Consider the following 24,015-nt stretch of genomic DNA (forward strand, 5'->3'; position numbering starts at 1 on the left):
TTTGGCCTCCTGTTTATTTACTGCTGGGTACCGTTGTTTTGCAGGGTCAACAACAGCCCGTCACGCCGCATGGCAGCTGCTTCTTCGGGCTTATGCTGCTTGTCCAGCGTATCGGCAAGCCATGCGTAGTCAAACGCATCCGGACGCTGTTTCAGTGCTGCGCGGAAGGCGAGGCTCGCTTCCTGCCATTCGCCATGCTTCATCAGCGATTGACCCAGCGTGCTCCACAGCAGCGGGCGGTCACCGACGGTTTTAATCTGTTGACGCAGCACTTTTTCAATTTGTTCTGGATTGTTGGTTTTCAGGCGTGGGATCACCATCACCAGCCGATCGTCATACTGGCGTTTGAGACCGTCGAGAAGGATCTCCTGCGCGGTGTCATGATCGTCACATTCAATAAGATGTTCTGCCATTGCCACCTGCAGTGGGATCTGCTGACGCGTTTTCCGGCTCTGATTCTTCCACCAGGTTTTCAGCCCGTCGCTGCCCAAATCGGCGCGCGCCTGATCCATCAGGCCAATCCATGCCAGCCGCTGAAGCTCATCACGATGTTCATCATCACCCACTTCGGCCTTCGCCATTGATGGGATGATATCCAGCAGTGAACCCCATGCACCGGTCCGAATATACGCCTGCTCAGCAAGACGCAGAACTTCCGGGTGACGTGGCGCAATTTCCAGCAGGCGGTCGATGCCGTGGCGTGCTGCGTGATTTTCATTGCGTGCCAGTTGCAGACGAACTCGCGTAATTTCCACCGGAATCGGGTCGTTAGACGCCAGTTCAGACGCACGTTCCAGGTGTTGATTAGCGCGGACTTCGTCACCCCGCTGTTGCGCGGCTTCCGCGGCCAACAAATAGTTCACTACTGGCTGTTCGGCATGATCGGCGTTTTTCGACATCAGCTTTTCAACCTGCTGATAGTCACCCTCGGCAAGCTTAAGCAGCGCCTGTTCGGTCTGCTTACGGGCGCGGCGGCGTTTGCGGCCAACGAACCAGCCGCGCGTGTGGGCACCGGTGCGGAAAATGCGGCGCAGGATCCACTCGACAGCAAACAGCACTACCACACCGAGGATCAGAATGATCACCAGACCCGTTACGCTGGTTTCGATGTTGTAGTTATCTGTCTGGATCAGGACGTAACCCTGATGACCGGCAAGCATCGGACCCAGCACGATCCCGGCGATCAGCAGGATGAAGAGTAAGAGGACTTTTAGCATCATTACTCTCCTTGCGGTGCGCTTTCTGGCGCGGGTGCAGGAACTGGGGCGGCTCCGCCAGTTTGCTCAGCCGGAACACCTGGCTGTGCCAGCAAATTACGCACTCGCGTCTGCATCAGCTTCTCCAGAATCGGCTGGCTTTCCAGCTTATCTGGCACGTTCATGGTGATGTTCTGTTGGCTCAGTTTATCAATGTCTTCGAGGAAGGCGGTGGTGGTCGCATCATCGGTATTGTAGTAAGCGCGTACCCACGTAGAGACGTTATCCAGTGCTTGTTTGTACGTCTCTTCCTGATGACGTGGCACGGCCTGGGCGGCAACCAGCAGGCGGGAACGAATGTTTTCGCGCAGATAAACATCCTGATTCGGCGCTAACAGCGGAACGGCGGTTTCGTCGCGACGGCGGATAGTGATAAAGCTGTCCATAAAGTTCTGCCAGCTTTTTTGCAGGTTCACACGCCATTCACTCAGGGAGCTGGAAAGCTCGGTGCCGTCGGAATCCATCGGGGAGTCGTCGTCGTTGTTATCTGCCAGCTGCAGGTTATCAATCTGATTCGATAGCTGATTCACTTTGAGGATAATGCCATCGTAATCCACCTGTGAGACGGCGGAGAGGCTGGCGATGTCTTCGGTGATCGCGCGACGTGCGGTGATGAGGCTTGGATCGTTCATGTCCGCCAGGCTCGCATCGGCACTTTTCAGCAATGCGGCGGCAGTGGTGACGTCCTGATCGCTCCAGAGCTTACGCCCGGCGAGCTTCACCAGGAAGTCAGCCTGGGAGAGCAGCCAGGTTTTAGCATCGGTGCCGGAGATCGTCGCCACTTTCTGCTGCACATCGCCCAGCTGTTTGGTCAACTCTTCTTGTTTACTGTTCGCATCGGCGAGTGCGGTTGCTTGCTGTTTAATCACCGCTTCCAGTTCGGTTTTCTGTGTCTCTTGCGCTTTTTGCAGAGCGGTAAGCTGATTCACCAGTGCGTCGCTGGTGGCCGTCTGGTTAGCACTCTGTTGTTTCACCAAACCGTACAGGCCAACGCCGGCCGCCAGCGCAATAGCGATGGCAATCGCGCTCAGCGCGAGGCTTTTTTTGTTGCTGCCGTTTTTCTTCTCAGCGATGTTCTCTTTCGTCTCTGGCTGTGGCGTCGCGTCCACAGTCTCCCTGGTCTCTTCAACCACGGCGGAGGATTTATCGTGTTCCGTCATTATGGCTTCCCATTTGAGAGTTATTGTAATGCGCGCAGCAGCGCATCGTTGTCGGCGTTATCAGCGATCCGAATATCCTGCCAGCCCAGTTCCCGGGCCTTGTTCGCCAGACGCTCACTGACGACCAGAAGTCGACAGCGGAGTAACCAGTTTTCGCGATACCAAAGCGGTATCAGTGTCCAAAGCTGTTGTAACATTTCACCGCTGGTCACCACCAGTGTATTAATGTCGCGCGCGTACCAGCGCATCGCCTCTTCCACACCATCGTAGTGTTTTGCACAGCGCTGATAACACTCAACGAACGTGACATCAGCTCCACGCTCCAGCAGCGTTTCACCCAACAGTTCACGTCCGCCGTTACCGCGTAAAATCAGTGCGCGTTTTCCGGCAATAGTTTGTAATTCAGGTAATTGTAGCAAGACTTCGCTGATTTCCCGATCTAACGGGTAACGCACATTCGCACCGCTGACGGTATGCAAAGCCAGCGCCGTCGAGCGGCCAATCGCGAAATAGCGGGGGGCGGTTGGCCAGGTCAGACCTTGCTGTTGCAGCTGTGCGTGGGCAAATTCCACGGCATGTTGCGACAGCGCGAACAGCAGATCACCTTCCTGAAGGGTATTCATCTGGTCGGCAAGCACAGACAGCTCCCGACCCGGGGAGAATTCAATAAGCGGAAAACTCCAGGCCACCTGCCCCAGTGCGCGCAGACGGCTCACTAATTGCTCTCCTGCGGGAGAAGGGCGGGTGACAAGAATACTCATGCAGGGGGTTCTCCATTATAAACGTCAGCCAGAATCTCGCGGGCGCCATTATCCAGTAACTCTTCTGCCAGCGACACGCCAAGCTGCTCGGCATCCTGTGCTTTGCCGCGACGTTCACCGCGTACCATCTGCGAACCGTCCGGTGCGCCAACCAGTGCACGCAACCACAGCTCACCGTTAATTAATTCAGCATAGCTGCCAATCGGCACCTGGCACCCTCCTTCGAGGCGGGTATTCATCGCACGTTCGGCTTTTACGCGAATAGCGGTCTCGTCATGGTTCAGAGGGGCAAGGAGGGCGCGGGTTCGCGCATCGTCCAGACGGCACTCAATGCCGACCGCACCCTGACCCACGGCTGGCAGTGACAGCTCCGGTGGCAACGCCACACGAATGCGCGACTCCAGCCCAAGACGCTTCAGACCCGCCACTGCAAGAATAATGGCATCGTAATCGCCGTTATCCAGCTTGCTCAGACGCGTGCCGACGTTACCGCGCAGCGAGCGGATGATCAGGTCCGGACGACGCTCTGCCAACTGACACTGACGGCGTAAACTGGACGTGCCAACCACACTGCCCTCAGGCAGCGCATCAAGCGAGTCATAGTGGTTAGAGACAAACGCGTCACGCGGGTCTTCGCGCTCGCAGATCGTCACCAGACCCAGCCCTTCCGGAAACTCGACGGGTACGTCTTTCATCGAATGTACGGCAATATCAGCGCGGTTCTCAAGCAATGCCAGTTCCAGTTCTTTGACAAACAGGCCTTTGCCGCCCACTTTCGCCAGCGGCGTATCAAGGATCACATCACCACGCGTGACCATCGGCACTAGCTCGACGCGCAATCCAGTGTGGCAGGCTTCAAGGCGCTGCTTCACATAATGTGCCTGCCAGAGCGCAAGAGGGCTTTGGCGTGTGGCAATTCTCAAAACATTGTCTAACATGCTTGTTACCGTCATTATCAATCGCTAACCATCCTAACATTGTTGACTCTGGGATGGCAGTTTTACGGTTGATGAAGAGTGAGAGGGACAAGGCGGCGTATTCGTCAGCCATAGCCGTATTCAGGAATTTACACGTACAGAACGGTGCTACACTTGTATGTAGCGCATCTTTCTTTACGGTCAATCGGCAAGGTGTTAAATTGATCACGTTTTAGACCATTTTTTCGTCGGTACCACCAAAAATGATAAGGGCGAAAAAGGGTAACGGTTATCTTTTTGAAATACAGCGGGTCCGCTGTTATTCGTGTTTTGAATAGTTTGCGACACCCGGAAACATCAGGCGATACGTCTTGTACCTCTATATTGAGACTCTGAAACAGAGACTGGATGCCATAAATCAACTGCGTGTGGATCGCGCGCTTGCTGCTATGGGCCCTGCTTTCCAGCAGGTATACAGTCTGCTGCCGACATTATTGCACTATCACCATCCGCTGATGCCGGGTTACCTTGACGGTAACGTTCCCCAGGGCATTTGCCTTTTCACGCCTGATGAAACCCAACAGCATTATCTGAATGAGCTGGAACTCTACCGTGGCATGCCGCCGCAGGAGTCCCCGAAAGGTGAATTGCCGATTACCGGCGTTTACTCTATGGGAAGTACCTCATCGGTAGGGCAAAGCTGTTCCTCTGACCTGGACATCTGGGTCTGCCATCAGTCCTGGCTCGATAACGAAGAGCGTCAGCTGCTGCAGCGTAAATGCAGCCTGCTGGAGAGCTGGGCTGCGTCGCTCGGCGTGGAAGTGAGTTTCTTCCTGATTGATGAAAACCGTTTCCGTCATAACGAAAGCGGCAGTCTGGGTGGTGAGGACTGCGGCTCGACCCAGCACATTTTGTTGCTGGATGAATTTTACCGTACTGCCGTTCGTCTGGCCGGTAAGCGTATTCTTTGGAATATGGTGCCGTGCGAAGAAGAAGAGCATTACGACGATTACGTCATGTCGCTGTATGCGCAGGGCGTGCTGACGCCAAACGAATGGCTGGATCTGGGCGGCCTGAGCTCCCTCTCGGCCGAAGAGTACTTTGGCGCGAGCCTCTGGCAGCTCTATAAGAGCATTGACTCCCCATATAAAGCGGTGCTGAAAACGCTGCTGCTCGAAGCCTACTCCTGGGAATACCCTACGCCGCGCCTGCTGGCGAAAGACATCAAACAGCGTCTGCACGATGGCGAGATTGTCTCCTTCGGACTTGATGCCTACTGCATGATGCTCGAACGCGTCACCGAATACCTGAATGCCATTGAGGACACCACGCGTCTTGACCTGGTGCGTCGATGTTTCTATCTCAAAGTCTGTGAAAAACTGAGCCGCGAACGCGCCTGCGTTGGCTGGCGTCGTGAAGTGGTCAGTCAGTTAGTCAAAGAGTGGGGATGGGACGAAGAGCGTCTGTCCATGCTCGACAACCGCGCCAACTGGAAAATCGACCAGGTGCGTGAAGCGCACAACGAATTGCTTGATGCGATGATGCAAAGCTACCGTAACCTGATCCGCTTTGCGCGCCGCAATAATCTCAGCGTCTCCGCCAGCCCGCAGGATATCGGGGTGTTGACCCGTAAACTGTACGCTGCGTTTGAAGCGTTGCCAGGTAAAGTCACGCTGGTTAACCCGCAGATTTCGCCTGACCTGTCTGAACCGAATCTGACGTTTATCTATGTGCCGCCGGGACGCGCGAACCGCACCGGGTGGTATCTGTACAACCGTGCGCCAAGCATGGATTCGATCATCAGCCATCAGCCGCTGGAATATAACCGCTACCTGAACAAGCTGGTGGCCTGGGCCTGGTTTAACGGCCTGCTGACTCCACGTACCCGTTTGTTCATCAAGGGTAACGAAGTCGTCGACTTAGCCAAACTGCAGGAGATGGTAGCGGATGTGTCCCATCACTTCCCGCTGCGCCTGCCTGCGCCAACGCCAAAAGCGCTCTATAGCCCGTGTGAAATCCGCCATCTGGCGATTATCGTCAACCTGGAATACGACCCGACGGCGGCCTTCCGCAATCAGGTGGTCCATTTTGATTTCCGCAAGCTGGATGTTTTCAGCTTTGGTGAGCAGCAAAATTGCCTGGTGGGCAGCGTTGACCTGCTGTACCGCAACTCGTGGAACGAAGTGCGTACCCTGCATTTCAACGGCGAGCAGGCGATGATCGAAGCGTTGAAAACCATTCTCGGTAAGATGCACCAGGATGCCGCGCCGCCGGACAGCGTAGAAGTGTTCTGCTACAGCCAGCACCTGCGCGGGTTGATTCGTACTCGTGTGCAGCAACTGGTCTCTGAATGTATTGAACTGCGCCTCTCCAGTACTCGTCAGGAAACCGGGCGCTTTAAGGCGCTGCGTGTTTCCGGTCAGACCTGGGGCTTGTTCTTTGAACGTCTGAACGTGTCGGTACAGAAACTGGAAAACGCCATCGAATTTTATGGCGCAATTTCGCACAACAAGCTGCATGGCCTGTCCGTGCAGGTGGAAACCAACCACGTCAAACTGCCGCAGGTGGTGGATGGTTTTGCCAGCGAAGGGATTATTCAGTTCTTCTTTGAAGAGTCGGGCGACGATGCCGGTTTCAACATCTACATTCTGGATGAGACCAACCGTGCTGAGGTCTACCACCATTGTGAAGGCAGTAAAGAGGAGCTGGTGCGCGACGTCAGCCGCTTCTATTCCTCTTCACACGACCGCTTCACCTACGGCTCAAGCTTTATCAACTTCAACCTGCCGCAGTTCTACCAGATTGTGAACGTTGATGGCCGCGTGCAGGTGATCCCGTTCCGGACCCAGGCCGTCACGCCTGCTGTGCCTGCAAATCAGGACACTACGCCGCTGTTGCAGCAGTATTTCTCCTGAGTCTTTTCGCCCGGTAAGCGTAAGCGCCACCGGGCAACAAAACTACCTGAAACTCACGACTTCACCCGCCTGCGCGGTCGCCGCCTGCTCCAGCAGATCCCAGAACGTGACGCCGCTACGGTCGCAAACCCATTCACCGTCTTTCAGGTCGAAATGGTAGCCGCCCTGTTTGGCTGCCAGCCATACCTGGTGAAGCGGCTCCTGACGGTTAATAATAATTTTGCTGCCGTTTTCGAAGCTCAGGGTCAGGATACCGCCGTTGATTTCACAATCGATATCGCTGTCGCCGTCCCAGTCGTCAAGACGTTCTTCGATGGTCATCCACAGGTTGTCGGCAAGGCGATGGAATTCACTGTCGTTCATAGTTTTGTTCCTGTTTTTCGTGATGGCGGCAGTATAACGCTAAATAATTCCCGTTGCAGGAAAGCGGCAAACTCTTGCTTTTGTGTCTTCTCCTGCGATGATAGAACCAGATTTGAACTTACGGGCAATTTTATAATGAAAAACGCTTTTCGAACGCTTGCCGTTCTCATCACGCTGTTTAGCCTGACTGGCTGTGGACTGAAAGGACCACTGTATTTCCCGCCAGCGGATAAAACCGCACCGCCGCCGACGAAACCTGTGCAAAGCGGCATTGAGTCTTCTACGCCAGATACTAACGATCGTGGCGACAACGGTGGCCCGACTCAGGTTAATCTCTGACGACAACGTTCTGTACCCGCGCAATGGAGCAAATGATGCAGTTCTCTAAAATGCATGGCCTTGGCAACGATTTTATGGTCGTCGACGCGGTAACGCAGAATGTGTTTTTCTCCCCGGAACTGATCCGCCGCCTGGCGGATCGACATCTGGGCGTGGGGTTCGATCAGCTGCTGGTTGTTGAGCCGCCGTACGATCCCGACCTCGATTTTCACTACCGTATTTTTAACGCGGACGGCAGCGAGGTTAACCAGTGCGGCAATGGCGCGCGCTGTTTTGCCCGCTTTGTTCGCCTGAAAGGGCTAACCAACAAACGTGATATCCGCGTCAGCACCGCCAATGGTCGCATGGTGCTCAGCGTGACTGATGACGAACTGGTTCGCGTTAACATGGGTGAACCTAACTTCGAGCCTTCGGCAGTACCGTTCCGCGCAAACAAAGCGGAAAAGACCTATATTATGCGTGCGGCCGAGCAGACAGTATTGTGCGGCGTCGTCTCGATGGGTAACCCACACTGCGTGATTCAGGTTGATGATGTGGAAACCGCCGCCGTCGAAACGCTCGGCCCGGTGCTGGAAAGCCACGAGCGTTTTCCGGAGCGCGCGAACATTGGTTTTATGCAGGTGGTGAAGCGTGAGCACATCCGTCTGCGGGTTTACGAGCGCGGCGCGGGCGAAACTCAGGCCTGCGGAAGCGGTGCCTGTGCTGCTGTGGCCGTCGGCATCTCGCAAGGGTTACTGGCAGAAGAAGTTCGCGTGGAGTTACCAGGTGGTCGGCTTGATATCGCCTGGAAAGGACCGGGTCATCCACTGTATATGACTGGCCCGGCGGCACATGTCTATGACGGGTTTATCCATCTATGAAACAACCAGGGGAAGAACTGCAGGAAACAGCGACGGAACTGGACGACAGAGCTGTTGTTGATTATCTGCTGCGCAATCCTGAGTTTTTTATTCGCAATGCACGCGTCGTCGAACAGATGCGCGTGCCGCATCCGGTTCGTGAGACTGTGTCGTTGGTCGAATGGCACATGGCACGCTCGCGCAACCACATCAATCAGCTCGAAGAGAACATGACGCTGCTGATGGAACAGGCCAGCACCAACGAAAGCCTGTTCTATCGTCTGCTGCATCTGCAGGCGCGTCTGGCGTCGGCGCACAGCCTTGAAGAGTTCCTGAGTCGCTTCCACCGCTGGGCGCGCGAGCTTGGGCTGGCGGGCGCAACGATTCGTCTTTTCCCTGACCGCTGGCGCATTGGCGCGCCGTCCGGTTTTACTCATCTGGCTCTCAGCCGTCAGGCGTTCGAACCACTGCGTATTCAGCGTCTGGGCCACGCGCACCACTACCTGGGGCCGCTAAACGGACCTGAGTTGCTGGTGGTATTACCGGAAGCCAAAGCGATTGGCTCGGTGGCGATGTCGCTGATGGGGCGCGATGGTGATTTGGGCGTGATGTTATTTACCAGCCGCGATGCGCATCATTATGAGCAGGGGCAAGCTACGCACCTGTTACAAGAGATCGCTCTGATGCTGCCTGAGCTGCTGGAGCGCTGGATTGAGCGCGTATGACGGACGGACTGCTCACCACTGACGTCACGCGCTTTCTGCGCTATCTGGGTGTGGAGCGTCAGCTTAGCCCGATTACGCTACTGAACTATCAGCGTCAGCTTGATGCCATCATGCAGATTGCCGAAGAGATCGGCCTGAAAAGCTGGCAACAATGTGACGCTGCAACCGTGCGAGCCTTTGTGGTACGTAGTCGCCGCAAGGGACTCGGCCCGGCGAGTCTGGCTCTCAGGCTCTCTGCATTACGCAGTTTCTTCGACTGGCTGGTCAGCCAGGGTGGGTTAAAAGCCAACCCGGCAAAAGGGATTGCCACACCAAAAGCACCGCGCCATTTACCTAAAAATATCGACGTTGACGATGTGAATCGCCTGCTGGATATCGACCTTAACGATCCGCTGGCTGTGCGTGACCGCGCAATGCTGGAGGTGATGTACGGTGCCGGTCTGCGTCTATCTGAGCTGGTCAATCTTGATTTAAAACATCTCGACCTGGACACCGGCGAAGTGTGGGTGATGGGTAAGGGCAGCAAAGAGCGCCGTCTGCCGATTGGCCGCAATGCGGTCTCCTGGATTGAGCACTGGCTGGATCTGCGTGGGCTGTTTGGCGCGGAAGAAGATGCGCTGTTCCTGTCGAAACTCGGTAAGCGGATCTCAGCGCGTAACGTGCAGAAGCGCTTTGCGGAGTGGGGCATCAAGCAGGGGCTGAACAGCCATGTTCACCCGCACAAGCTGCGCCATTCATTCGCGACACATATGCTTGAATCGAGCGGTGATCTGCGGGGCGTGCAGGAATTGCTCGGCCATGCGAATTTGTCGACCACTCAGATCTATACCCACTTAGACTTCCAACACCTTGCCTCGGTGTATGACGCGGCGCATCCACGCGCCAAACGGGGGAAATAATGCGTTTTTACCGCCCACTCGGGCAGATCTCAGCTCTGACCTTTGACCTTGATGACACCCTTTATGACAACCGCGAGGTAATTCTGCGTACTGAGCAGGAGTCGCTGGCGTTTGTGCAGAACTACCATCCGGCGTTGAAGGCGATGCAGAACAAGGATTTCCAGAAGCTGCGTCAATCCCTGCGGGAGACCGAACCCGACATTTACCACGACGTGACCGAATGGCGTCGCCGTGCGGTAGAGCAAGCCATGCTCAACGTCGGCATGAGTGCGCGTGATGCCGCCATTGGCGCTGAAGCGTCGATGGAAAACTTTGCCAAATGGCGTAGCCGTATTGACGTGCCACAGGAAACCCACGACACGCTGGCTGCTCTGGCCGAAAAATGGCCGTTGGTGGCGATCACCAATGGTAATGCCCAGCCGGAGCTGTTTGGCCTTGGCGATTACTTCAAATTTGTGCTGCGTGCCGGCCCGCATGGGCGCTCCAAACCATTCAGCGATATGTATCATCTGGCGGCAGAAAAACTGAATCTGTCGCTGGGTGAAATTCTGCACGTAGGCGATGACCTGACCACAGACGTGGCCGGTGCAATCCGCTGCGGCATGCAGGCCTGCTGGATCAAACCGGAAAACGCTGACCTGATGATCGCCTCCGATAGCCGTCTTCTGCCGCACGTGGAAATTTCGCGGTTGGCATCCCTCACGACGCTGATATAATCATCAATTGTTCTGTATAAATTAACAGGGTTTTGGCGAGTAGAAATATTCGCCTGCCCGACACGACGTGACGGTGCCAATGGACGTTTCTTACCTGCTCGACAGCCTTAATGACAAACAGCGTGAAGCCGTAGCGGCCTCGCGTACTAACCTGCTGGTGCTGGCTGGGGCGGGCAGTGGTAAGACGCGCGTGCTGGTTCACCGTATCGCCTGGTTACAGAGCGTGGAGAACTGTTCGCCATACTCCATCATGGCGGTCACGTTTACCAACAAGGCGGCGGCGGAGATGCGCCACCGTATCGCGCAGCTGATGGGTACCAGCCAGGGCGGCATGTGGGTGGGGACTTTCCACGGCCTGGCGCACCGTCTGCTGCGCGCGCACCATATGGATGCCAACCTGCCGCAGGATTTCCAGATCCTCGACAGCGAAGATCAGCTCCGTTTGCTGAAGCGCCTGATCAAGGCGATGAACCTCGACGAGAAGCAGTGGCCGCCGCGTCAGGCGATGTGGTACATCAACGGTCAGAAAGACGAAGGTTTGCGCCCGCACCATATTCAGAGCTTCGGTAACCCGGTTGAGCAGACCTGGCAGAACGTCTACAAGGCTTATCAGGAAGCGTGCGATCGCGCCGGTCTGGTGGACTTCGCCGAGCTGCTGCTGCGCGCTCACGAACTATGGCTTAACAAACCGCACATCCTGCAGCACTACCGCGAACGCTTTACCAATATCCTGGTGGACGAATTCCAGGATACCAACAACATCCAGTACGCGTGGATTCGCCTGCTGGCGGGTGATACCGGTAAGGTGATGATCGTTGGCGATGACGACCAGTCCATCTATGGCTGGCGTGGGGCGCAAGTGGAGAACATCCAGCGCTTCCTCAACGATTTCCCCGGTGCACAGACTATCCGTCTGGAACAGAACTACCGCTCAACCAGCAACATCCTGAGCGCGGCCAACGCCCTGATTGAAAATAACAACGGGCGTCTGGGTAAAAAGCTGTGGACCGATGGCGTCGATGGCGAACCGATTTCAATTTACTGCGCATTCAATGAACTCGACGAAGCGCGCTTCGTGGTGAACCGCATCAAAACCTGGCAGGACAATGGCGGCGCGCTGGAACAGTGCGCCATTCTCTACCGCAGCAACGCCCAGTCGCGCGTGCTGGAAGAGGCGCTGCTGCAGGTGGGCATGCCGTACCGTATTTACGGCGGTATGCGTTTCTTCGAACGCCAGGAAATCAAAGATGCGCTCTCGTATCTGCGCCTGATCGCGAACCGTAACGACGACGCGGCCTTTGAGCGTGTGGTGAATACGCCAACCCGTGGTATCGGTGACCGTACGCTGGACGTCGTACGTCAGGCATCGCGCGATCGTCAGCTAACGCTGTGGCAGGCGTGCCGCGAGCTGCTGCAGGAAAAAGCGCTCGCCGGACGTGCTGCCAGCGCGTTGCAGCGTTTCCTCGAACTGATTGATGCTCTGGCGCAGGAAACCGCCGATATGCCGCTGCACGTGCAGACCGACCGGGTCATTAAAGACTCCGGCCTGCGCACGATGTATGAGCAAGAAAAAGGCGAGAAGGGCCAGACCCGTATTGAGAACTTAGAGGAACTGGTCACGGCAACGCGCCAGTTCAGCTACAACGAAGAAGACGAAGACCTGATGCCGCTACAGGCATTCCTCTCCCACGCCGCGCTGGAGGCGGGGGAAGGGCAGGCGGATACCTGGCAGGATGCCGTTCAACTGATGACCCTGCACTCCGCCAAAGGTCTGGAATTCCCGCAGGTCTTTATCGTCGGTATGGAAGAGGGGATGTTCCCGAGCCAGATGTCGCTGGATGAAGGCGGCCGTCTGGAAGAGGAACGTCGTCTGGCCTACGTGGGCGTGACGCGCGCGATGCAAAAGCTGACGCTAACCTACGCCGAAACACGCCGTCTGTACGGTAAAGAGGTTTATCACCGTCCGTCGCGCTTCATCGGCGAGCTGCCGGAAGAGTGCGTAGAAGAGGTGCGTCTGCGAGCGAGCATCAGCCGTCCGGTCAGCCATCAGCGCATGGGCTCGCCGATTGCGGAAACCGACACCGGTTACAAGCTGGGCCAGCGCGTGCGCCATTCGAAGTTTGGCGAAGGTACCATTGTGAATCTGGAAGGCAGCGGCGAGCATAGCCGCCTGCAGGTAGCGTTCCAGGGGCAGGGGATCAAATGGCTGGTGGCGGCCTATGCGAAGCTGGAAACAGTCTAACATTCAGAAAAATATAATTTTTTTGTAATAATCTGCTAGCCTTATACATTGAAGGTCAATTAATGCCCTTCAGCGTCCCGTTGCGTGTTGACGCCACAGTTATTGCTGGCGTAACATGCGCGCACGATTACGCTAAGAGGACATTCGCCTTGGACACACCCAGTAGATACTGGCTCAATTCCCTGTCATCCAGGAACAACTCCTAAGGCTATCTCCTCTTGCTGATGGCCTTAGTGGTTGTCAGCGACTTGCATTATTCCCGTCGCGCTGAGTCAGGCTGTTTAATGGTCTGAAACCCAATTTGTTTCTGTGTGCCCACCGAACTGTCCGATATTTTTTGCATTGGGAGTCCCGGTCATGTTGAGCGCATTTCAACTCGAAAATAACCGACTGACTCGGCTTGAAGCCGAAGAGTCACAGCCCCTCATTGATGCCGTATGGGTGGATCTGGTCGAGCCGGACGACGATGAACGCCTTCGCGTACAATCTGAGCTGGGACAAAGCCTGGCGACTCGCCCGGAACTGGAAGATATCGAAGCATCTGCGCGTTTTTTTGAAGATGAAGACGGCCTGCACATCCACTCCTTCTTCTTCTTTGAAGACGCCGAAGACCACGCGGGCAACTCCACCGTGGCATTTACCATCCGCGATGGTCGCTTGTTTACGCTGCGCGAACGCGAACTGCCTGCGTTTCGTCTCTATCGCATGCGCGCCCGTAGCCAGGCGATGGTGGACGGCAACGCCTATGAGCTGCTGCTTGACCTGTTCGAAACCAAAATTGAACAGCTGGCGGATGAGATTGAAAACATCTACAGCGATCTGGAAAAGCTGAGCCGCGTCATCATGGAAGGCCATCAGGGTGATGAGTACGACGAAGCACTCTCCACGCTGGCGGAGCTGGAAGATATCGGCTGGAAGGTACGTTTGTGTCTGATGGATACCCAACGTGCGCTGAACTTCCTGGTGCGCAAAGCACGTCTGCCGGGTGGTCAGCTGGAACAGGCGCGTGAGATTTTACGAGATATCGAATCCCTGCTGCCGCACAACGAATCCCTGTTCCAGAAGGTGAACTTCCTGATGCAGGCAGCGATGGGCTTTATCAACATCGAGCAGAACCGTATCATCAAGATCTTCTCGGTGGTATCTGTGGTGTTCCTGCCACCGACGCTGGTGGCGTCGAGCTACGGGATGAACTTTGAGTTTATGCCGGAGCTGAAGTGGAGCTTTGGCTACCCTGGCGCGATTATCTTTATGATCCTGGCCGGGCTGGCACCGTATCTCTATTTCAAACGCCGGAACTGGCTGTAAAAATCTGGCGGGTGGCGCTGCGCTTACCCGCCCTACAAAACACCTACATTCCTCTGCGGGTCCTGTGCTGGGTATAAATGGCATCGGCAACGAAAATCGCCAGCGCCACCCAGATAAAGGCGAACGTCACCATCTTATCCGCCCCCGGCACTTCGCCGTAAAACACCACTGCCAGCAGGAACATCAGCGTCGGGCCAATATACTGGAAGAAGCCCAGCGTGGAGAGACGCAGGCGCGTTGCCGCTCCGGTAAAGCACAGCAATGGAATGGTGGTGACCACACCTGCTGCCATCAGCATCAGGTTCAACGACCATGGGTTGCTGCCCATGTGGCTGGTGGCGCTGTCGGCGATACCAAACAGGTAAATTGCCGCGACCGGCAGCAGCCACAGGGTTTCAAACAGCATCCCGGTTTGTGCTTCCACCGCGATTTTCTTACGCACCAGGCCGTAGAACGCAAAGCTGAACGCCAGCCCCAGCGCGATGATCGGTAGTGAACCGAAGGTCCACAGCTGCACCAGTACGCCGCAGAATGCAAGGATCACCGCCAGCCACTGCATACGTCGGAAGCGTTCACCGAGGAAAATCATCCCCAGTACAATGTTCACCAATGGGTTAATAAAGTAACCGAGGCTCGCTTCAAGCATATGGTGGTTATTCACGGCCCAGATAAACAGCAGCCAGTTACCCCCAATCAGTACCGCAGAGAGCGCCAGCAGGAAAATTTTCTTCGGGGTTTGCAGCAGCGTTTTGACGCCCGACCACTGACGGCTGAGGCTCATCAGCGCGATCATAAAGAAGAACGACCAGATGACGCGGTGAGTGAGGATCTCATCGGCCGGTACGTAAGCGATAAACTTAAAGTAGGCGGGTGCGATACCCCAAATAAAATAAGCGGCAAGGGCGAGTAAAACGCCCTGCCGCGTCTGTTTAGCATCCATCGGGAAAATCCGTTACAAAAAAGTGAAGTAATTTTACCCGATTTTGTCGCCTCAACCCACCATATAAGTGGCGGTTGCGCTGGCGATATAAACCTGTTCTTCGTTGTGTAATTCAACACGCGCAACAGCCACTTTATTCCCCGCGCGCAGCAGGCTGCTGGTGCAGGTAAAGCGATTTCCGCGCCCGGGACGAAGATAGTCGACACGTAAATCAATAGTGCCCATGCGCGACAGGCGCTGGCGCAGTTCATCTTCATTGATGGTGTCATGACGCGTCAGCGTACTGCCCACGCAGACCAGGCCTGCCGCCACGTCCAGCGCGGAGGCAATCACCCCGCCGTGCAAAATACTTTGTGCCCAGTTACCCACCATCATCGGCTGGTTGTTGAAACTCAGCTGGGCAAAGTCTTTCTCGTAACGCTCCAGCTCCAGCCCCAGCGCACGGTTAAACGGCATATGGTAAACAAAAATCTCGCCCACGAGTTTTAATACTTCTTCGGCGGTAAGCATGGCTGACATGAGACATCACATCCTTATTGTTAATGAAATGTTGATTTTATGCCTGAGCAAGCAAGAATTCCACTTTCAGAAACGATGATGCAGAAGTTGCGGCAGAAGTCTGTAGAATGTGCGCCATATAACAATTTAAATCATTTAATACTTTGCAGGAGATCACCACCGATGCGGACGTATCTGGTCTGGTTACTGGCAGCGGTTGCGCTGCCCTTCACAGCAATTGCGCAGGAAGCGACGATTAAAGAGGTGCATGACCAACCTGCCGTTCACGGCAGCATTATCGCGAACCTTCTTCAGGAGCATGACAATCCGTTCACGCTCTATCCTTATGACACCAACTACGTGATTTACACTCAGACCAGCGATCTCAATAAAGAGGCAATAAGCTCCTATAACTGGGCTGATAATGCGCGTAAAGATGAAGTGAAGTATCAGCTCAGCCTTGCATTCCCATTCTGGCGCGGCATTCTGGGGCCAAACTCGGTATTCGGCGCGTCTTATACGCAGAAATCCTGGTGGCAGTTATCTAACAGCGGGGAGTCATCGCCGTTCCGTGAAACTAACTATGAGCCGCAGCTGTTCCTTGGTTTTGCAACGGATTACGAGTTCGCCGGCTGGACGTTGCGTGACGTCGAGGTAGGTTTCAACCACGATTCAAACGGTCGTTCCGATCCAACGTCACGTAGCTGGAACCGAGTCTATACCCGCCTGATGGCGCAGAACGGTAATTTCATGGTGGAAGTGAAACCGTGGTATGTGGTGGGTGCCACCGATGATAACCCGGATATCACCAAATATATGGGCTACTATCAGCTCAAGATTGGTTATCAACTGGGTGATGCGGTGCTGAGTGCCAAAGGCCAGTACAACTGGAATACCGGCTACGGCGGCGCAGAATTGGGCTTAAGCTACCCGATGACCAAACATGTGCGTATTTATACGCAGGTCTACAGCGGTTACGGCGAGTCGCTCATCGATTATAACTTCAACCAGACCCGCGTGGGTGTGGGCGTGATGCTGAACGATATTTTCTAGACTGCTCGAATGTTTTTGCGTTAAACGTTGAAGTTTCTCTCTCAGGCGCTGAAAATAGCGCCTGTTTCATTTCTGGCATATGGGGTTAATGTGGCGCAGGCGGAAGTATTGAATCAGGAGTCGCTGGCTAAACAGGTTTTGCATGAAACCTTTGGCTACCAGCAATTCCGCCCTGGCCAGGAAACCATCATTGAAACCGTGCTGGAAGGCCGTGATTGCCTGGTGGTGATGCCGACCGGTGGCGGTAAATCACTTTGTTATCAGGTACCCGCGCTGGTGCTTAACGGCCTGACGGTCGTGGTATCGCCTCTTATTTCTTTGATGAAAGACCAGGTTGACCAACTGCTTGCCAACGGCGTGGCGGCGGCCTGTCTTAACTCCACACAGACCCGCGAGCAGCAGCAAGAGGTGATGGCAGGTTGCCGCACCGGGCAGATCCGCCTGCTGTATATCGCGCCGGAACGCCTGATGCTGGATAACTTCCTTGACCATCTCGCGCACTGGAATCCGGTCCTGCTGGCGGTAGATGAAGCGCACTGTATTTCCCAGTGGGGACACGATTTCCGCCCGGAATACGCGGCCCTCGGCCAGCTCCGTCAGCGCTTCCCAGAACTGCCGTTTATGGCGCTTACCGCCACGGCGGATGACACCACGCGGCTGGATATTGTTCGTCTGCTGGGGCTGAACGACCCGTTGATTCAGGTCAGCAGTTTCGATCGCCCGAACATCCGCTACATGCTGATGGAAAAATTCAAACCGCTGGATCAGCTCTTGCGCTATGTGCAGGAGCAGCGCGGCAAGTCAGGCATTATTTACTGCAACAGCCGCGCAAAAGTGGAAGACACCGCCGCGCGTCTGCAAAACCGCGGCTTTAGCGCTGCGGCTTATCATGCCGGGTTAGAAAACCACATCCGCGCCGACGTGCAGGAGAAATTCCAGCGTGATGACCTGCAAATTGTGGTCGCGACGGTGGCATTTGGGATGGGGATTAATAAACCCAACGTGCGCTTTGTTGTGCACTTCGACATCCCGCGCAATATCGAATCTTACTACCAGGAAACCGGCCGCGCCGGGCGTGACGGCCTGCCTGCGGAAGCAATGCTGTTTTACGATCCGGCCGATATGGCATGGCTGCGCCGTTGTCTGGAAGAGAAACCGCAGGGACAGTTGCAGGATATTGAGCGCCACAAGCTCAATGCGATGGGGGCCTTTGCGGAAGCGCAAACCTGTCGTCGTCTGGTGTTGCTCAACTATTTTGGTGAAGGGCGTCAGGAGTCGTGCGGTAACTGCGATATCTGTCTTGATCCCCCTAAACAGTACGATGGTCTGATGGATGCACGTAAGGCGCTCTCGACCATTTACCGTGTCAATCAACGCTTCGGCATGGGCTACGTGGTGGAAGTGCTGCGCGGTGCCAATAACCAGCGTATTCGCGACATGGGCCACGACAAGTTGCCAGTGTACGGTATTGGCAAAGACCAGAGCCACGAGCACTGGGTCAGTATTATTCGTCAGCTAATTCACCTTGGCTTTGCCACACAGAATATCGCCCAGCACTCCGCACTGCAGCTTACCGAAGCCGCGCGTCCGGTGCTGCGCGGTGACGTTGAACTGAAACTCGCCGTGCCGCGCGTAGTTGCTCTCAAGCCACGCGTGATGCAGAAATCCTACGGCGGCAACTACGATCGCAAGCTATTCGCCAAACTGCGCAAGCTGCGAAAAGCCATTGCCGATGAAGAGAATATCCCGCCTTATGTCGTCTTCAACGACGCGACGCTGATTGAGATGGCCGAACAGATGCCGCTGAGCGCCAGCGAAATGCTCAGCGTCAACGGTGTCGGCACGCGTAAGCTCGAACGTTTTGGCAAAGAGTTTATGGCGCTCATCCGCTCCCACGCCGACGGTGATGATGAGGAGTAGTCAGCCGGGCGAAAAAGTGCCAGGATGATGACTCAATGAATTATTTCCCCGCGAGCGAATTATGTTAATGCTATTTCTCACCGTGGCGTTAGTGCACATCGTTGCGCTGATGAGCCCGGGTCCTGACTTTTTCTTCGTATCACAAACGGCCGTCAGCCGCTCCCGCAAAGAGGCGATGATGGGGGTACTGGGTATCACCATGGGCGTGATGGTCTGGGCGGCGGTTGCACTGCTCGGTCTGAACCTGATCCTGGCAAAGATGGCCTGGCTGCATAACATCATTATGGTCGGCGGTGGCTTGTATCTGTGCTGGATGGGCTACCAGATGTTGCGCGGGGCGCTGAAGAAAGAAGAGAAAAAACCGGAAGAGCCAAAGGTGGAGCTGGCAACGGGCGGCCGCAGCTTTGTGAAGGGTCTGCTGACCAATCTGGCGAACCCAAAAGCGATTATCTATTTCGGCTCCGTGTTCTCTTTGTTCGTGGGAGATAGTGTTGGCGCGGGTGCGCGTTGGGGTATTTTCCTGCTGATCGTCGTTGAGACGTTTGCGTGGTTCACCATCGTTGCAAGCCTGTTTGCCTTACCGGCGATGCGCCGTGGCTATCAGCGCATCGCGAAGTGGATCGACGGCTTTGCCGGCGCGCTGTTCGCCGGCTTTGGTATTCATCTCATCATTTCTCGCTAAGCGTGACGCGCTGATGCAAGCAGCGCGCCCACCAGCATAAACAGCGAACCAAACACTTTATTCAGGGCCTTCATCTGTTTAGGCCCTTTAATCCACGCCGCAATTCGCTGTGCCAGCGTCGCATAACCAATCATCACGATGATATCGACGATAATGGTGGTCGCGCCCAGCACCACATACTGCATCACCTGTGGTTGATGTGGAGCGATAAACTGCGGGAACAGGGCAGCCAGGAAAACAATGCTTTTCGGGTTGGTCAGGTTTACAAATACTGCGCGTTTGAACAGACGACCACGGGTTTGCGACTGGGCAAGCGTGTTGAGATTAATCGAACCTGCCGCGCGCCACTGCTGAATACCCAGCCAAATCAGGTACGCTGCACCGGCCCATTTCAGTACTTCGAACGCCAGCACAGAGCGGGAGAACAGCGTCCCCAGACCAATCCCGACCAGCACAATATGAATGCCCAGCCCGGTCTGCAAACCGGCAATCGACGCCGCCGCACCGCGATAGCCGTGGTTGATGGAGGTGGTCATTGTGTTAATAGCACCTGAGCCCGGTGAAAGGCTGAGGATAATGGATGTCAGCAGGTAGGCGAACCACCACTCGAAGGTCATTTGAAGCTCCCGAACCGTCTATTTTTATGCCACAATACGCTATTGTTGAGTCATTTTGTGACCTGTTACGAAAAAACGATATTCCTTGGCTTACGTGAGTGGAAACCCGATGTTTCAGCAGAAAAAGGACTGGGAAACACGAGAAAACGCATTTGCTGCTTTCTCTATGGGGCCGCTGACCGATTTCTGGCGGCAGCGTGAGGAAGATGAGTTTACGGGCGTCGGTGATATTCCGGTACGCTTCGTGCGTTTCCGCAATGTGAAGAACGATCGGGTGATCGTCGTCTGCCCTGGGCGCATTGAGAGCTACATCAAATACGCCGAGCTGGCTTATGATCTTGTCCATCTTGGCTTTGATGTGTTGATTATCGACCATCGTGGGCAGGGGCTTTCTGGTCGTCTGTTATCGGACACGCACCGCGGTCATGTGGATAATTTCAGCGATTATGTCGACGATCTTGCCGCGTTCTGGCAGCAGGAAGTTGAACCTGGTCCATGGCGTAAGCGCTATATTCTGGCGCACTCTATGGGTGGGGCAATCTCTACGCTATTTTTACAGCGCTATGAGCACCAGTGCGATGCCATTGCGCTCACCGCGCCAATGTATGGCATCGTCATGCGTTTTCCTGACTGGATGGTGCGCCATATTCTCGATTGGGCTGAGGGCCATCAGCGCATTCGTGAAGGTTATGCCATCGGGACGGGGCGCTGGCGTGCATTGCCGTTTGCAATGAACGTGTTAACCCACAGCCGACAGCGTTATCGTCGTAACCTGCGTTTTTATGCCGATGAACCACGCCTGCGCGTTGGCGGTCCGACCTATCATTGGGTGCGGGAAGGTATTCTTGCCGGGGAACAGGTGCTTGCTGGCGCGGGTGATGATGACACGCCAACACTTCTGATTCAGGCTGAAGAAGAGCGTGTGGTGGATAACCGCATGCACGATCGTTTTTGTGAACTCCGCGCTGCCGCCGGTCACCCCTGTGAAGGGGGAAAACCGCTGGTCATCAACGGCGCGTACCATGAGATCCTTTTTGAAAAGGACGCTATGCGCTCAGTCGCGCTCAACGCTATTGTTGAATTTTTCAACAGGCATAACTGATTTTTTTATTGAGGTTAAATTTCCCTATGTACCAGGTTGTTGCATCTGATTTAGATGGCACGCTGCTTTCCCCCGACCACACCCTGTCGCCTTACGCGAAAGAGACCTTAAAGCTTCTGACTGCCCGTGGCGTGAACTTTGTGTTTGCCACCGGCCGCCACCACGTAGACGTGGGGCAGATCCGCGATAATCTGGAAATCAAATCGTACATGATCACCTCTAACGGTGCGCGCGTACACGATACGGACGGCAACCTGATTTTCGCGCATAACCTTGATCGCGATATCGCCGCCGATCTGTTCGGCGTGGTGCACAATAACCCGGATATCGTGACTAATGTCTATCGTGATGATGAGTGGTTTATGAACCGCCACCGCCCTGACGAAATGCGTTTCTTCAAGGAAGCGGTATTCAACTACACCCTGTACGAGCCAGCCCTGCTTGAACCTGAAGGTATCAGCAAGGTGTTCTTCACCTGCGAAAGCCACGAAGAATTGCTGCCGCTGGAGCAGGCGATCAACGCTCGCTGGGGCGACCGTGTTAACGTGAGTTTCTCGACCCTGACCTGTCTGGAAGTGATGGCGGGCGGCGTGTCGAAAGGTCATGCGCTGGAAGCTGTTGCGAAACGTCTGGGCTTTGAACTGAAAGACTGTATCGCCTTTGGTGATGGCATGAATGACGCCGAAATGCTCTCTATGGCGGGCAAAGGCTGCATTATGGAGAACGCTCACCAGCGTCTGAAAGATCTGCACCCGGAGCTGGAAGTCATCGGCACCAACGGCGACAACGCGGTACCAAAATATCTGCGCAAGCTGTTCCTTGAATAATCTTCAAGCGGGCAATTATTGCTCAGTTGTCAACTGAAGAGTTCGCTACAATGCCTGTCCTTCTTTCAGAGAGACAAGCATTGTGGCGCTACTCATTATCACCACTATCCTGTGGGCCTTCTCCTTTAGCCTGATTGGCGAATATCTTGCTGGTTCGGTCGACAGTTATTTCTCGGTGCTGATGCGTGTTGGGTTGGCGGCGCTGGTGTTCCTGCCGTTTCTGCGTACGCGCGGGCAATCGCTGAAAACCATTGTGCTGTATATGCTGGTGGGGGCGATGCAGCTCGGCATCATGTATCTGTTCAGCTTTCGGGCCTACGTCTACCTGTCTGTTTCGGAGTTTCTGCTTTTTACCGTACTCACGCCGCTCTACATCACATTGATTTACGATCTGCTCAGCAAGCGCCGTTTACGCTGGGGATACTTGCTGAGCGCGGCACTGGCAGTTATTGGGGCGGCGATTATTCGCTATGACAAAGTCAGCGACCACTTCTGGACCGGACTGATGTTCGTCCAGCTCGCCAACATCAGTTTCGCCATCGGTATGGTGGGCTACAAACGTCTGATGGAAACCCGTCCGATGCCGCAGCATAACGCGTTCGCTTGGTTCTATATGGGGGCCGCGATTGTCGCGGTAGCGGCGTGGTTCATGCTCGGTAACCCGCAAAAACTGCCGACCACTACGGTGCAATGGAGCGTTCTGGTCTGGCTGGGCGTGGTGGCCTCAGGGCTGGGATACTTCATGTGGAACTACGGCGCGACCCAGGTCGACGCCGGTACGCTGGGGATCATGAACAACGTGCATGTGCCCGCGGGTCTGCTGGTTAACCTTGCAATCTGGCAGCAGCAACCCCACTGGCCGAGTTTCCTTATTGGGGGAACGGTGATCCTGGCTTCACTGTGGGTCCATCGCCGCTGGGTCGCTCCGCGCTCCGCACAAACGGAAGATGGTCGCACGCGTGGTTCCGCGTTGAGCGAATAAACGCCTCCGTAATCGGCTGGCGCTGCTCGCCATCGCGCACGGCGGCGTACAGCCGGCTCCACAGTCCTTCGCCCAGGGTTTTGGTCACCACCAGGCCCTGGCGTTCAAAACTCTCTACCACCCAGTGCGGCAGTGCCGCGATACCCATTCTGGCCGCCACCATCTGAATCAACAACAGGGTGTTATCCACGCTTTTCAACTGCGGGCTAATGCCTGCCGGTTGCAGGAAGTGACGCCAGATATCCAGACGACTGCGCTGAACCGGGTAAATCAGCAGCATTTCCGTCGCCAGGTCTTCCGGTGTGATGCGCGTTTTGGCCGCCAGCGGATGATCCGGTGCCAGCACCAGACGCACTTCATAATCAAACATTGGGGAGTAGTGCAGGCCGCTGCGCGGCAGAATATCAGAGGTCATGACCAGATCCAGCTCGCCCTGCTGGAGCGAGGGCTGCGGGTCAAACGTCACCCCGGATGTAAAGTCCATCTCCACCTGCGGCCACTTCTGGCGGAAATTCTCAAGTGCGGGGGTCAGCCACTGAATGCAGCTATGACATTCAATGGCGATGCGCAATTTCGTCTGTTGCGGCTCGTTACAGGACTGCAGGGCGCTGGCAATTTGCGGCAGCACCTGATTTGCCAGCTGCAGCAATATCTCACCTTGCGGCGTAAAGCGTAGCGGCTGGCTCTTGCGCACAAAAAGACGAAAGCCGAGGCGTTGTTCCAGATCGCTGAACTGGTGAGAAAGGGCAGACTGGGTCTGGTGCAGCGTGGCTGCTGCCGCCGCAAGAGAACCGCAGTTCCGCAACGCTTGTAGCGTTTTCAGGTGTTTTATCTCGATCATGAAAGTCCTTCACTTCGCCATGAACATTTTGCGCTTGAGGAATATACAGTAACTGCCAATTATGGATGTGTAAACATCTGGACGTCTAAATACTGAAAATTGACAAGGGGCAT

General features: G+C 55.3%; 24 protein-coding genes. 15 read left to right on the forward strand and 9 right to left on the reverse strand.

Annotated features, from left to right (window positions below):
• Positions 1 to 17: 17 nt before the first annotated feature.
• The 4 genes from hemY to hemC are packed head-to-tail and all read right to left on the reverse strand — an operon-like array spanning position 18 to position 4,115.
• Positions 18 to 1,217, reverse strand: a complete 1,200-nt coding sequence (gene hemY, locus WB237_RS22400) for a protoheme IX biogenesis protein HemY (RefSeq protein WP_114979867.1) — start codon at positions 1,215 to 1,217, stop codon at positions 18 to 20.
• 2 nt (positions 1,218 to 1,219) lie between these two features.
• Positions 1,220 to 2,416 (reverse strand): uroporphyrinogen-III C-methyltransferase, encoded by a 1,197-nt coding sequence (gene hemX / locus WB237_RS22405; RefSeq protein ID WP_336216551.1) that lies wholly within the window; start codon positions 2,414 to 2,416, stop codon positions 1,220 to 1,222.
• Between the two features lie 20 nt (positions 2,417 to 2,436).
• A complete protein-coding gene (gene hemD, locus WB237_RS22410) occupies positions 2,437 to 3,177 on the reverse strand; it encodes a uroporphyrinogen-III synthase (protein ID WP_129994757.1) in 741 nt (246 codons plus the stop codon).
• Entirely contained in the window at positions 3,174 to 4,115 is a 942-nt protein-coding gene (gene hemC, locus WB237_RS22415; RefSeq protein ID WP_336216553.1) for a hydroxymethylbilane synthase, read from the reverse strand. The genes hemD and hemC overlap by 4 nt, the downstream gene beginning before the upstream one ends.
• A gap of 350 nt (positions 4,116 to 4,465) precedes the next feature.
• Here hemC and cyaA point away from each other — a divergent pair, with 350 nt between their 5' ends.
• Positions 4,466 to 7,009 (forward strand): class I adenylate cyclase, encoded by a 2,544-nt coding sequence (gene cyaA, locus WB237_RS22420; protein WP_336216555.1) that lies wholly within the window; start codon positions 4,466 to 4,468, stop codon positions 7,007 to 7,009.
• Positions 7,010 to 7,051: 42 nt separating this feature from the next.
• On the opposite strand, the gene cyaY is transcribed toward cyaA, so the two are convergent.
• Entirely contained in the window at positions 7,052 to 7,372 is a 321-nt protein-coding gene (gene cyaY / locus WB237_RS22425; protein ID WP_028018192.1) for an iron donor protein CyaY, read from the reverse strand.
• A 135-nt stretch (positions 7,373 to 7,507) separates the two neighbouring features.
• Between cyaY and lptM the strand changes: the two genes are divergently transcribed.
• From lptM to corA, 8 genes are all read left to right on the forward strand, one after another.
• Positions 7,508 to 7,711: an LPS translocon maturation chaperone LptM gene (gene lptM, locus WB237_RS22430; RefSeq protein ID WP_028018191.1), complete on the forward strand. Its 204-nt coding sequence runs from the start codon at positions 7,508 to 7,510 to the stop codon at positions 7,709 to 7,711.
• Positions 7,712 to 7,746: 35 nt separating this feature from the next.
• Positions 7,747 to 8,571: a diaminopimelate epimerase gene (gene dapF / locus WB237_RS22435; RefSeq protein ID WP_108091171.1), complete on the forward strand. Its 825-nt coding sequence runs from the start codon at positions 7,747 to 7,749 to the stop codon at positions 8,569 to 8,571.
• Positions 8,568 to 9,275, forward strand: a complete 708-nt coding sequence (locus WB237_RS22440) for a DUF484 domain-containing protein (protein WP_336216562.1) — start codon at positions 8,568 to 8,570, stop codon at positions 9,273 to 9,275. The genes dapF and WB237_RS22440 overlap by 4 nt, the downstream gene beginning before the upstream one ends.
• Positions 9,272 to 10,174: a tyrosine recombinase XerC gene (gene xerC / locus WB237_RS22445; RefSeq protein ID WP_028018188.1), complete on the forward strand. Its 903-nt coding sequence runs from the start codon at positions 9,272 to 9,274 to the stop codon at positions 10,172 to 10,174. Before WB237_RS22440 ends, xerC begins: the two co-directional genes overlap by 4 nt.
• Entirely contained in the window at positions 10,174 to 10,890 is a 717-nt protein-coding gene (gene yigB, locus WB237_RS22450) for a 5-amino-6-(5-phospho-D-ribitylamino)uracil phosphatase YigB (RefSeq protein ID WP_134708728.1), read from the forward strand. The genes xerC and yigB overlap by 1 nt, the downstream gene beginning before the upstream one ends.
• Positions 10,891 to 10,969: 79 nt before the next feature.
• Positions 10,970 to 13,132 (forward strand): DNA helicase II, encoded by a 2,163-nt coding sequence (uvrD, locus tag WB237_RS22455; RefSeq protein WP_114979873.1) that lies wholly within the window; start codon positions 10,970 to 10,972, stop codon positions 13,130 to 13,132.
• 149 nt (positions 13,133 to 13,281) lie between these two features.
• Positions 13,282 to 13,338, forward strand: coding sequence for a YsgD/CorL family protein (gene ysgD, locus WB237_RS22460; RefSeq protein WP_212743980.1), 57 nt, complete (start codon positions 13,282 to 13,284; stop codon positions 13,336 to 13,338).
• A gap of 151 nt (positions 13,339 to 13,489) precedes the next feature.
• The gene (gene corA / locus WB237_RS22465) at positions 13,490 to 14,440 is read left to right on the forward strand and encodes a magnesium/cobalt transporter CorA (RefSeq protein WP_008501540.1); all 951 of its coding nucleotides are present in this window, start codon (positions 13,490 to 13,492) and stop codon (positions 14,438 to 14,440) included.
• 43 nt (positions 14,441 to 14,483) lie between these two features.
• Here the strand turns inward: corA and rarD are convergent, their stop codons facing one another.
• A complete protein-coding gene (rarD, locus tag WB237_RS22470; protein ID WP_336216569.1) occupies positions 14,484 to 15,380 on the reverse strand; it encodes an EamA family transporter RarD in 897 nt (298 codons plus the stop codon).
• Between the two features lie 51 nt (positions 15,381 to 15,431).
• Positions 15,432 to 15,899, reverse strand: coding sequence for an acyl-CoA thioesterase YigI (gene yigI, locus WB237_RS22475; protein WP_028018184.1), 468 nt, complete (start codon positions 15,897 to 15,899; stop codon positions 15,432 to 15,434).
• Positions 15,900 to 16,061: 162 nt separating this feature from the next.
• Here yigI and pldA point away from each other — a divergent pair, with 162 nt between their 5' ends.
• The 3 genes from pldA to rhtC all read left to right on the forward strand — a co-directional run bounded on the left by pldA (position 16,062) and on the right by rhtC (position 19,533).
• Positions 16,062 to 16,931, forward strand: a complete 870-nt coding sequence (pldA, locus tag WB237_RS22480; protein WP_336216571.1) for a phospholipase A — start codon at positions 16,062 to 16,064, stop codon at positions 16,929 to 16,931.
• A 90-nt stretch (positions 16,932 to 17,021) separates the two neighbouring features.
• On the forward strand, positions 17,022 to 18,851 hold the full coding sequence (gene recQ, locus WB237_RS22485) for an ATP-dependent DNA helicase RecQ (protein WP_128348551.1): 1,830 nt from the start codon (positions 17,022 to 17,024) through the stop codon (positions 18,849 to 18,851).
• A gap of 61 nt (positions 18,852 to 18,912) precedes the next feature.
• Positions 18,913 to 19,533 (forward strand): threonine export protein RhtC, encoded by a 621-nt coding sequence (rhtC, locus tag WB237_RS22490; RefSeq protein WP_010426287.1) that lies wholly within the window; start codon positions 18,913 to 18,915, stop codon positions 19,531 to 19,533.
• On the opposite strand, the gene rhtB is transcribed toward rhtC, so the two are convergent.
• A complete protein-coding gene (rhtB, locus tag WB237_RS22495) occupies positions 19,530 to 20,150 on the reverse strand; it encodes a homoserine/homoserine lactone efflux protein (RefSeq protein ID WP_028018181.1) in 621 nt (206 codons plus the stop codon). The genes rhtC and rhtB overlap by 4 nt on opposite strands.
• A gap of 109 nt (positions 20,151 to 20,259) precedes the next feature.
• Here rhtB and pldB point away from each other — a divergent pair, with 109 nt between their 5' ends.
• The 3 genes from pldB (at position 20,260) to WB237_RS22510 (ending at position 23,061) form a co-directional block, all read left to right on the forward strand.
• A complete protein-coding gene (gene pldB / locus WB237_RS22500) occupies positions 20,260 to 21,252 on the forward strand; it encodes a lysophospholipase L2 (RefSeq protein WP_028018180.1) in 993 nt (330 codons plus the stop codon).
• Positions 21,253 to 21,278: 26 nt separating this feature from the next.
• Positions 21,279 to 22,079, forward strand: a complete 801-nt coding sequence (yigL, locus tag WB237_RS22505) for a sugar/pyridoxal phosphate phosphatase YigL (protein ID WP_028018179.1) — start codon at positions 21,279 to 21,281, stop codon at positions 22,077 to 22,079.
• Between the two features lie 82 nt (positions 22,080 to 22,161).
• Positions 22,162 to 23,061 (forward strand): carboxylate/amino acid/amine transporter, encoded by a 900-nt coding sequence (locus WB237_RS22510; protein WP_032666884.1) that lies wholly within the window; start codon positions 22,162 to 22,164, stop codon positions 23,059 to 23,061.
• On the opposite strand, the gene metR is transcribed toward WB237_RS22510, so the two are convergent.
• A complete protein-coding gene (gene metR, locus WB237_RS22515) occupies positions 22,949 to 23,902 on the reverse strand; it encodes an HTH-type transcriptional regulator MetR (RefSeq protein ID WP_336216583.1) in 954 nt (317 codons plus the stop codon). The genes WB237_RS22510 and metR overlap by 113 nt on opposite strands.
• Positions 23,903 to 24,015: the final 113 nt, after the last annotated feature.

The sequence above is a fragment of the Enterobacter sp. P82 genome (genome assembly GCF_037053385.1).
Classification (GTDB): Bacteria; Pseudomonadota; Gammaproteobacteria; order Enterobacterales; family Enterobacteriaceae; genus Enterobacter.

What these genes read in the sequence shown, in the direction of transcription:
- yigL (WP_028018179.1), top strand. Translation starts at nt 21,279, where the DNA reads ATGTACCAGGTTGTTGCATCTGATTTAGATGGCACGCTGCTTTCCCCC.
- WB237_RS22440 (WP_336216562.1), top strand. Translation starts at nt 8,568, where the DNA reads ATGAAACAACCAGGGGAAGAACTGCAGGAAACAGCGACGGAACTGGAC.
- hemY (WP_114979867.1), bottom strand. Translation starts at nt 1,217, where the DNA reads ATGCTAAAAGTCCTCTTACTCTTCATCCTGCTGATCGCCGGGATCGTG.
- uvrD (WP_114979873.1), top strand. Translation starts at nt 10,970, where the DNA reads ATGGACGTTTCTTACCTGCTCGACAGCCTTAATGACAAACAGCGTGAA.
- dapF (WP_108091171.1), top strand. Translation starts at nt 7,747, where the DNA reads ATGCAGTTCTCTAAAATGCATGGCCTTGGCAACGATTTTATGGTCGTC.
- rarD (WP_336216569.1), bottom strand. Translation starts at nt 15,380, where the DNA reads ATGGATGCTAAACAGACGCGGCAGGGCGTTTTACTCGCCCTTGCCGCT.
- cyaY (WP_028018192.1), bottom strand. Translation starts at nt 7,372, where the DNA reads ATGAACGACAGTGAATTCCATCGCCTTGCCGACAACCTGTGGATGACC.
- pldA (WP_336216571.1), top strand. Translation starts at nt 16,062, where the DNA reads ATGCGGACGTATCTGGTCTGGTTACTGGCAGCGGTTGCGCTGCCCTTC.
- hemX (WP_336216551.1), bottom strand. Translation starts at nt 2,416, where the DNA reads ATGACGGAACACGATAAATCCTCCGCCGTGGTTGAAGAGACCAGGGAG.
- rhtB (WP_028018181.1), bottom strand. Translation starts at nt 20,150, where the DNA reads ATGACCTTCGAGTGGTGGTTCGCCTACCTGCTGACATCCATTATCCTC.
- pldB (WP_028018180.1), top strand. Translation starts at nt 20,260, where the DNA reads ATGTTTCAGCAGAAAAAGGACTGGGAAACACGAGAAAACGCATTTGCT.
- hemD (WP_129994757.1), bottom strand. Translation starts at nt 3,177, where the DNA reads ATGAGTATTCTTGTCACCCGCCCTTCTCCCGCAGGAGAGCAATTAGTG.
- corA (WP_008501540.1), top strand. Translation starts at nt 13,490, where the DNA reads ATGTTGAGCGCATTTCAACTCGAAAATAACCGACTGACTCGGCTTGAA.
- yigB (WP_134708728.1), top strand. Translation starts at nt 10,174, where the DNA reads ATGCGTTTTTACCGCCCACTCGGGCAGATCTCAGCTCTGACCTTTGAC.
- rhtC (WP_010426287.1), top strand. Translation starts at nt 18,913, where the DNA reads ATGTTAATGCTATTTCTCACCGTGGCGTTAGTGCACATCGTTGCGCTG.
- yigI (WP_028018184.1), bottom strand. Translation starts at nt 15,899, where the DNA reads ATGTCAGCCATGCTTACCGCCGAAGAAGTATTAAAACTCGTGGGCGAG.
- metR (WP_336216583.1), bottom strand. Translation starts at nt 23,902, where the DNA reads ATGATCGAGATAAAACACCTGAAAACGCTACAAGCGTTGCGGAACTGC.
- hemC (WP_336216553.1), bottom strand. Translation starts at nt 4,115, where the DNA reads ATGTTAGACAATGTTTTGAGAATTGCCACACGCCAAAGCCCTCTTGCG.
- xerC (WP_028018188.1), top strand. Translation starts at nt 9,272, where the DNA reads ATGACGGACGGACTGCTCACCACTGACGTCACGCGCTTTCTGCGCTAT.
- lptM (WP_028018191.1), top strand. Translation starts at nt 7,508, where the DNA reads ATGAAAAACGCTTTTCGAACGCTTGCCGTTCTCATCACGCTGTTTAGC.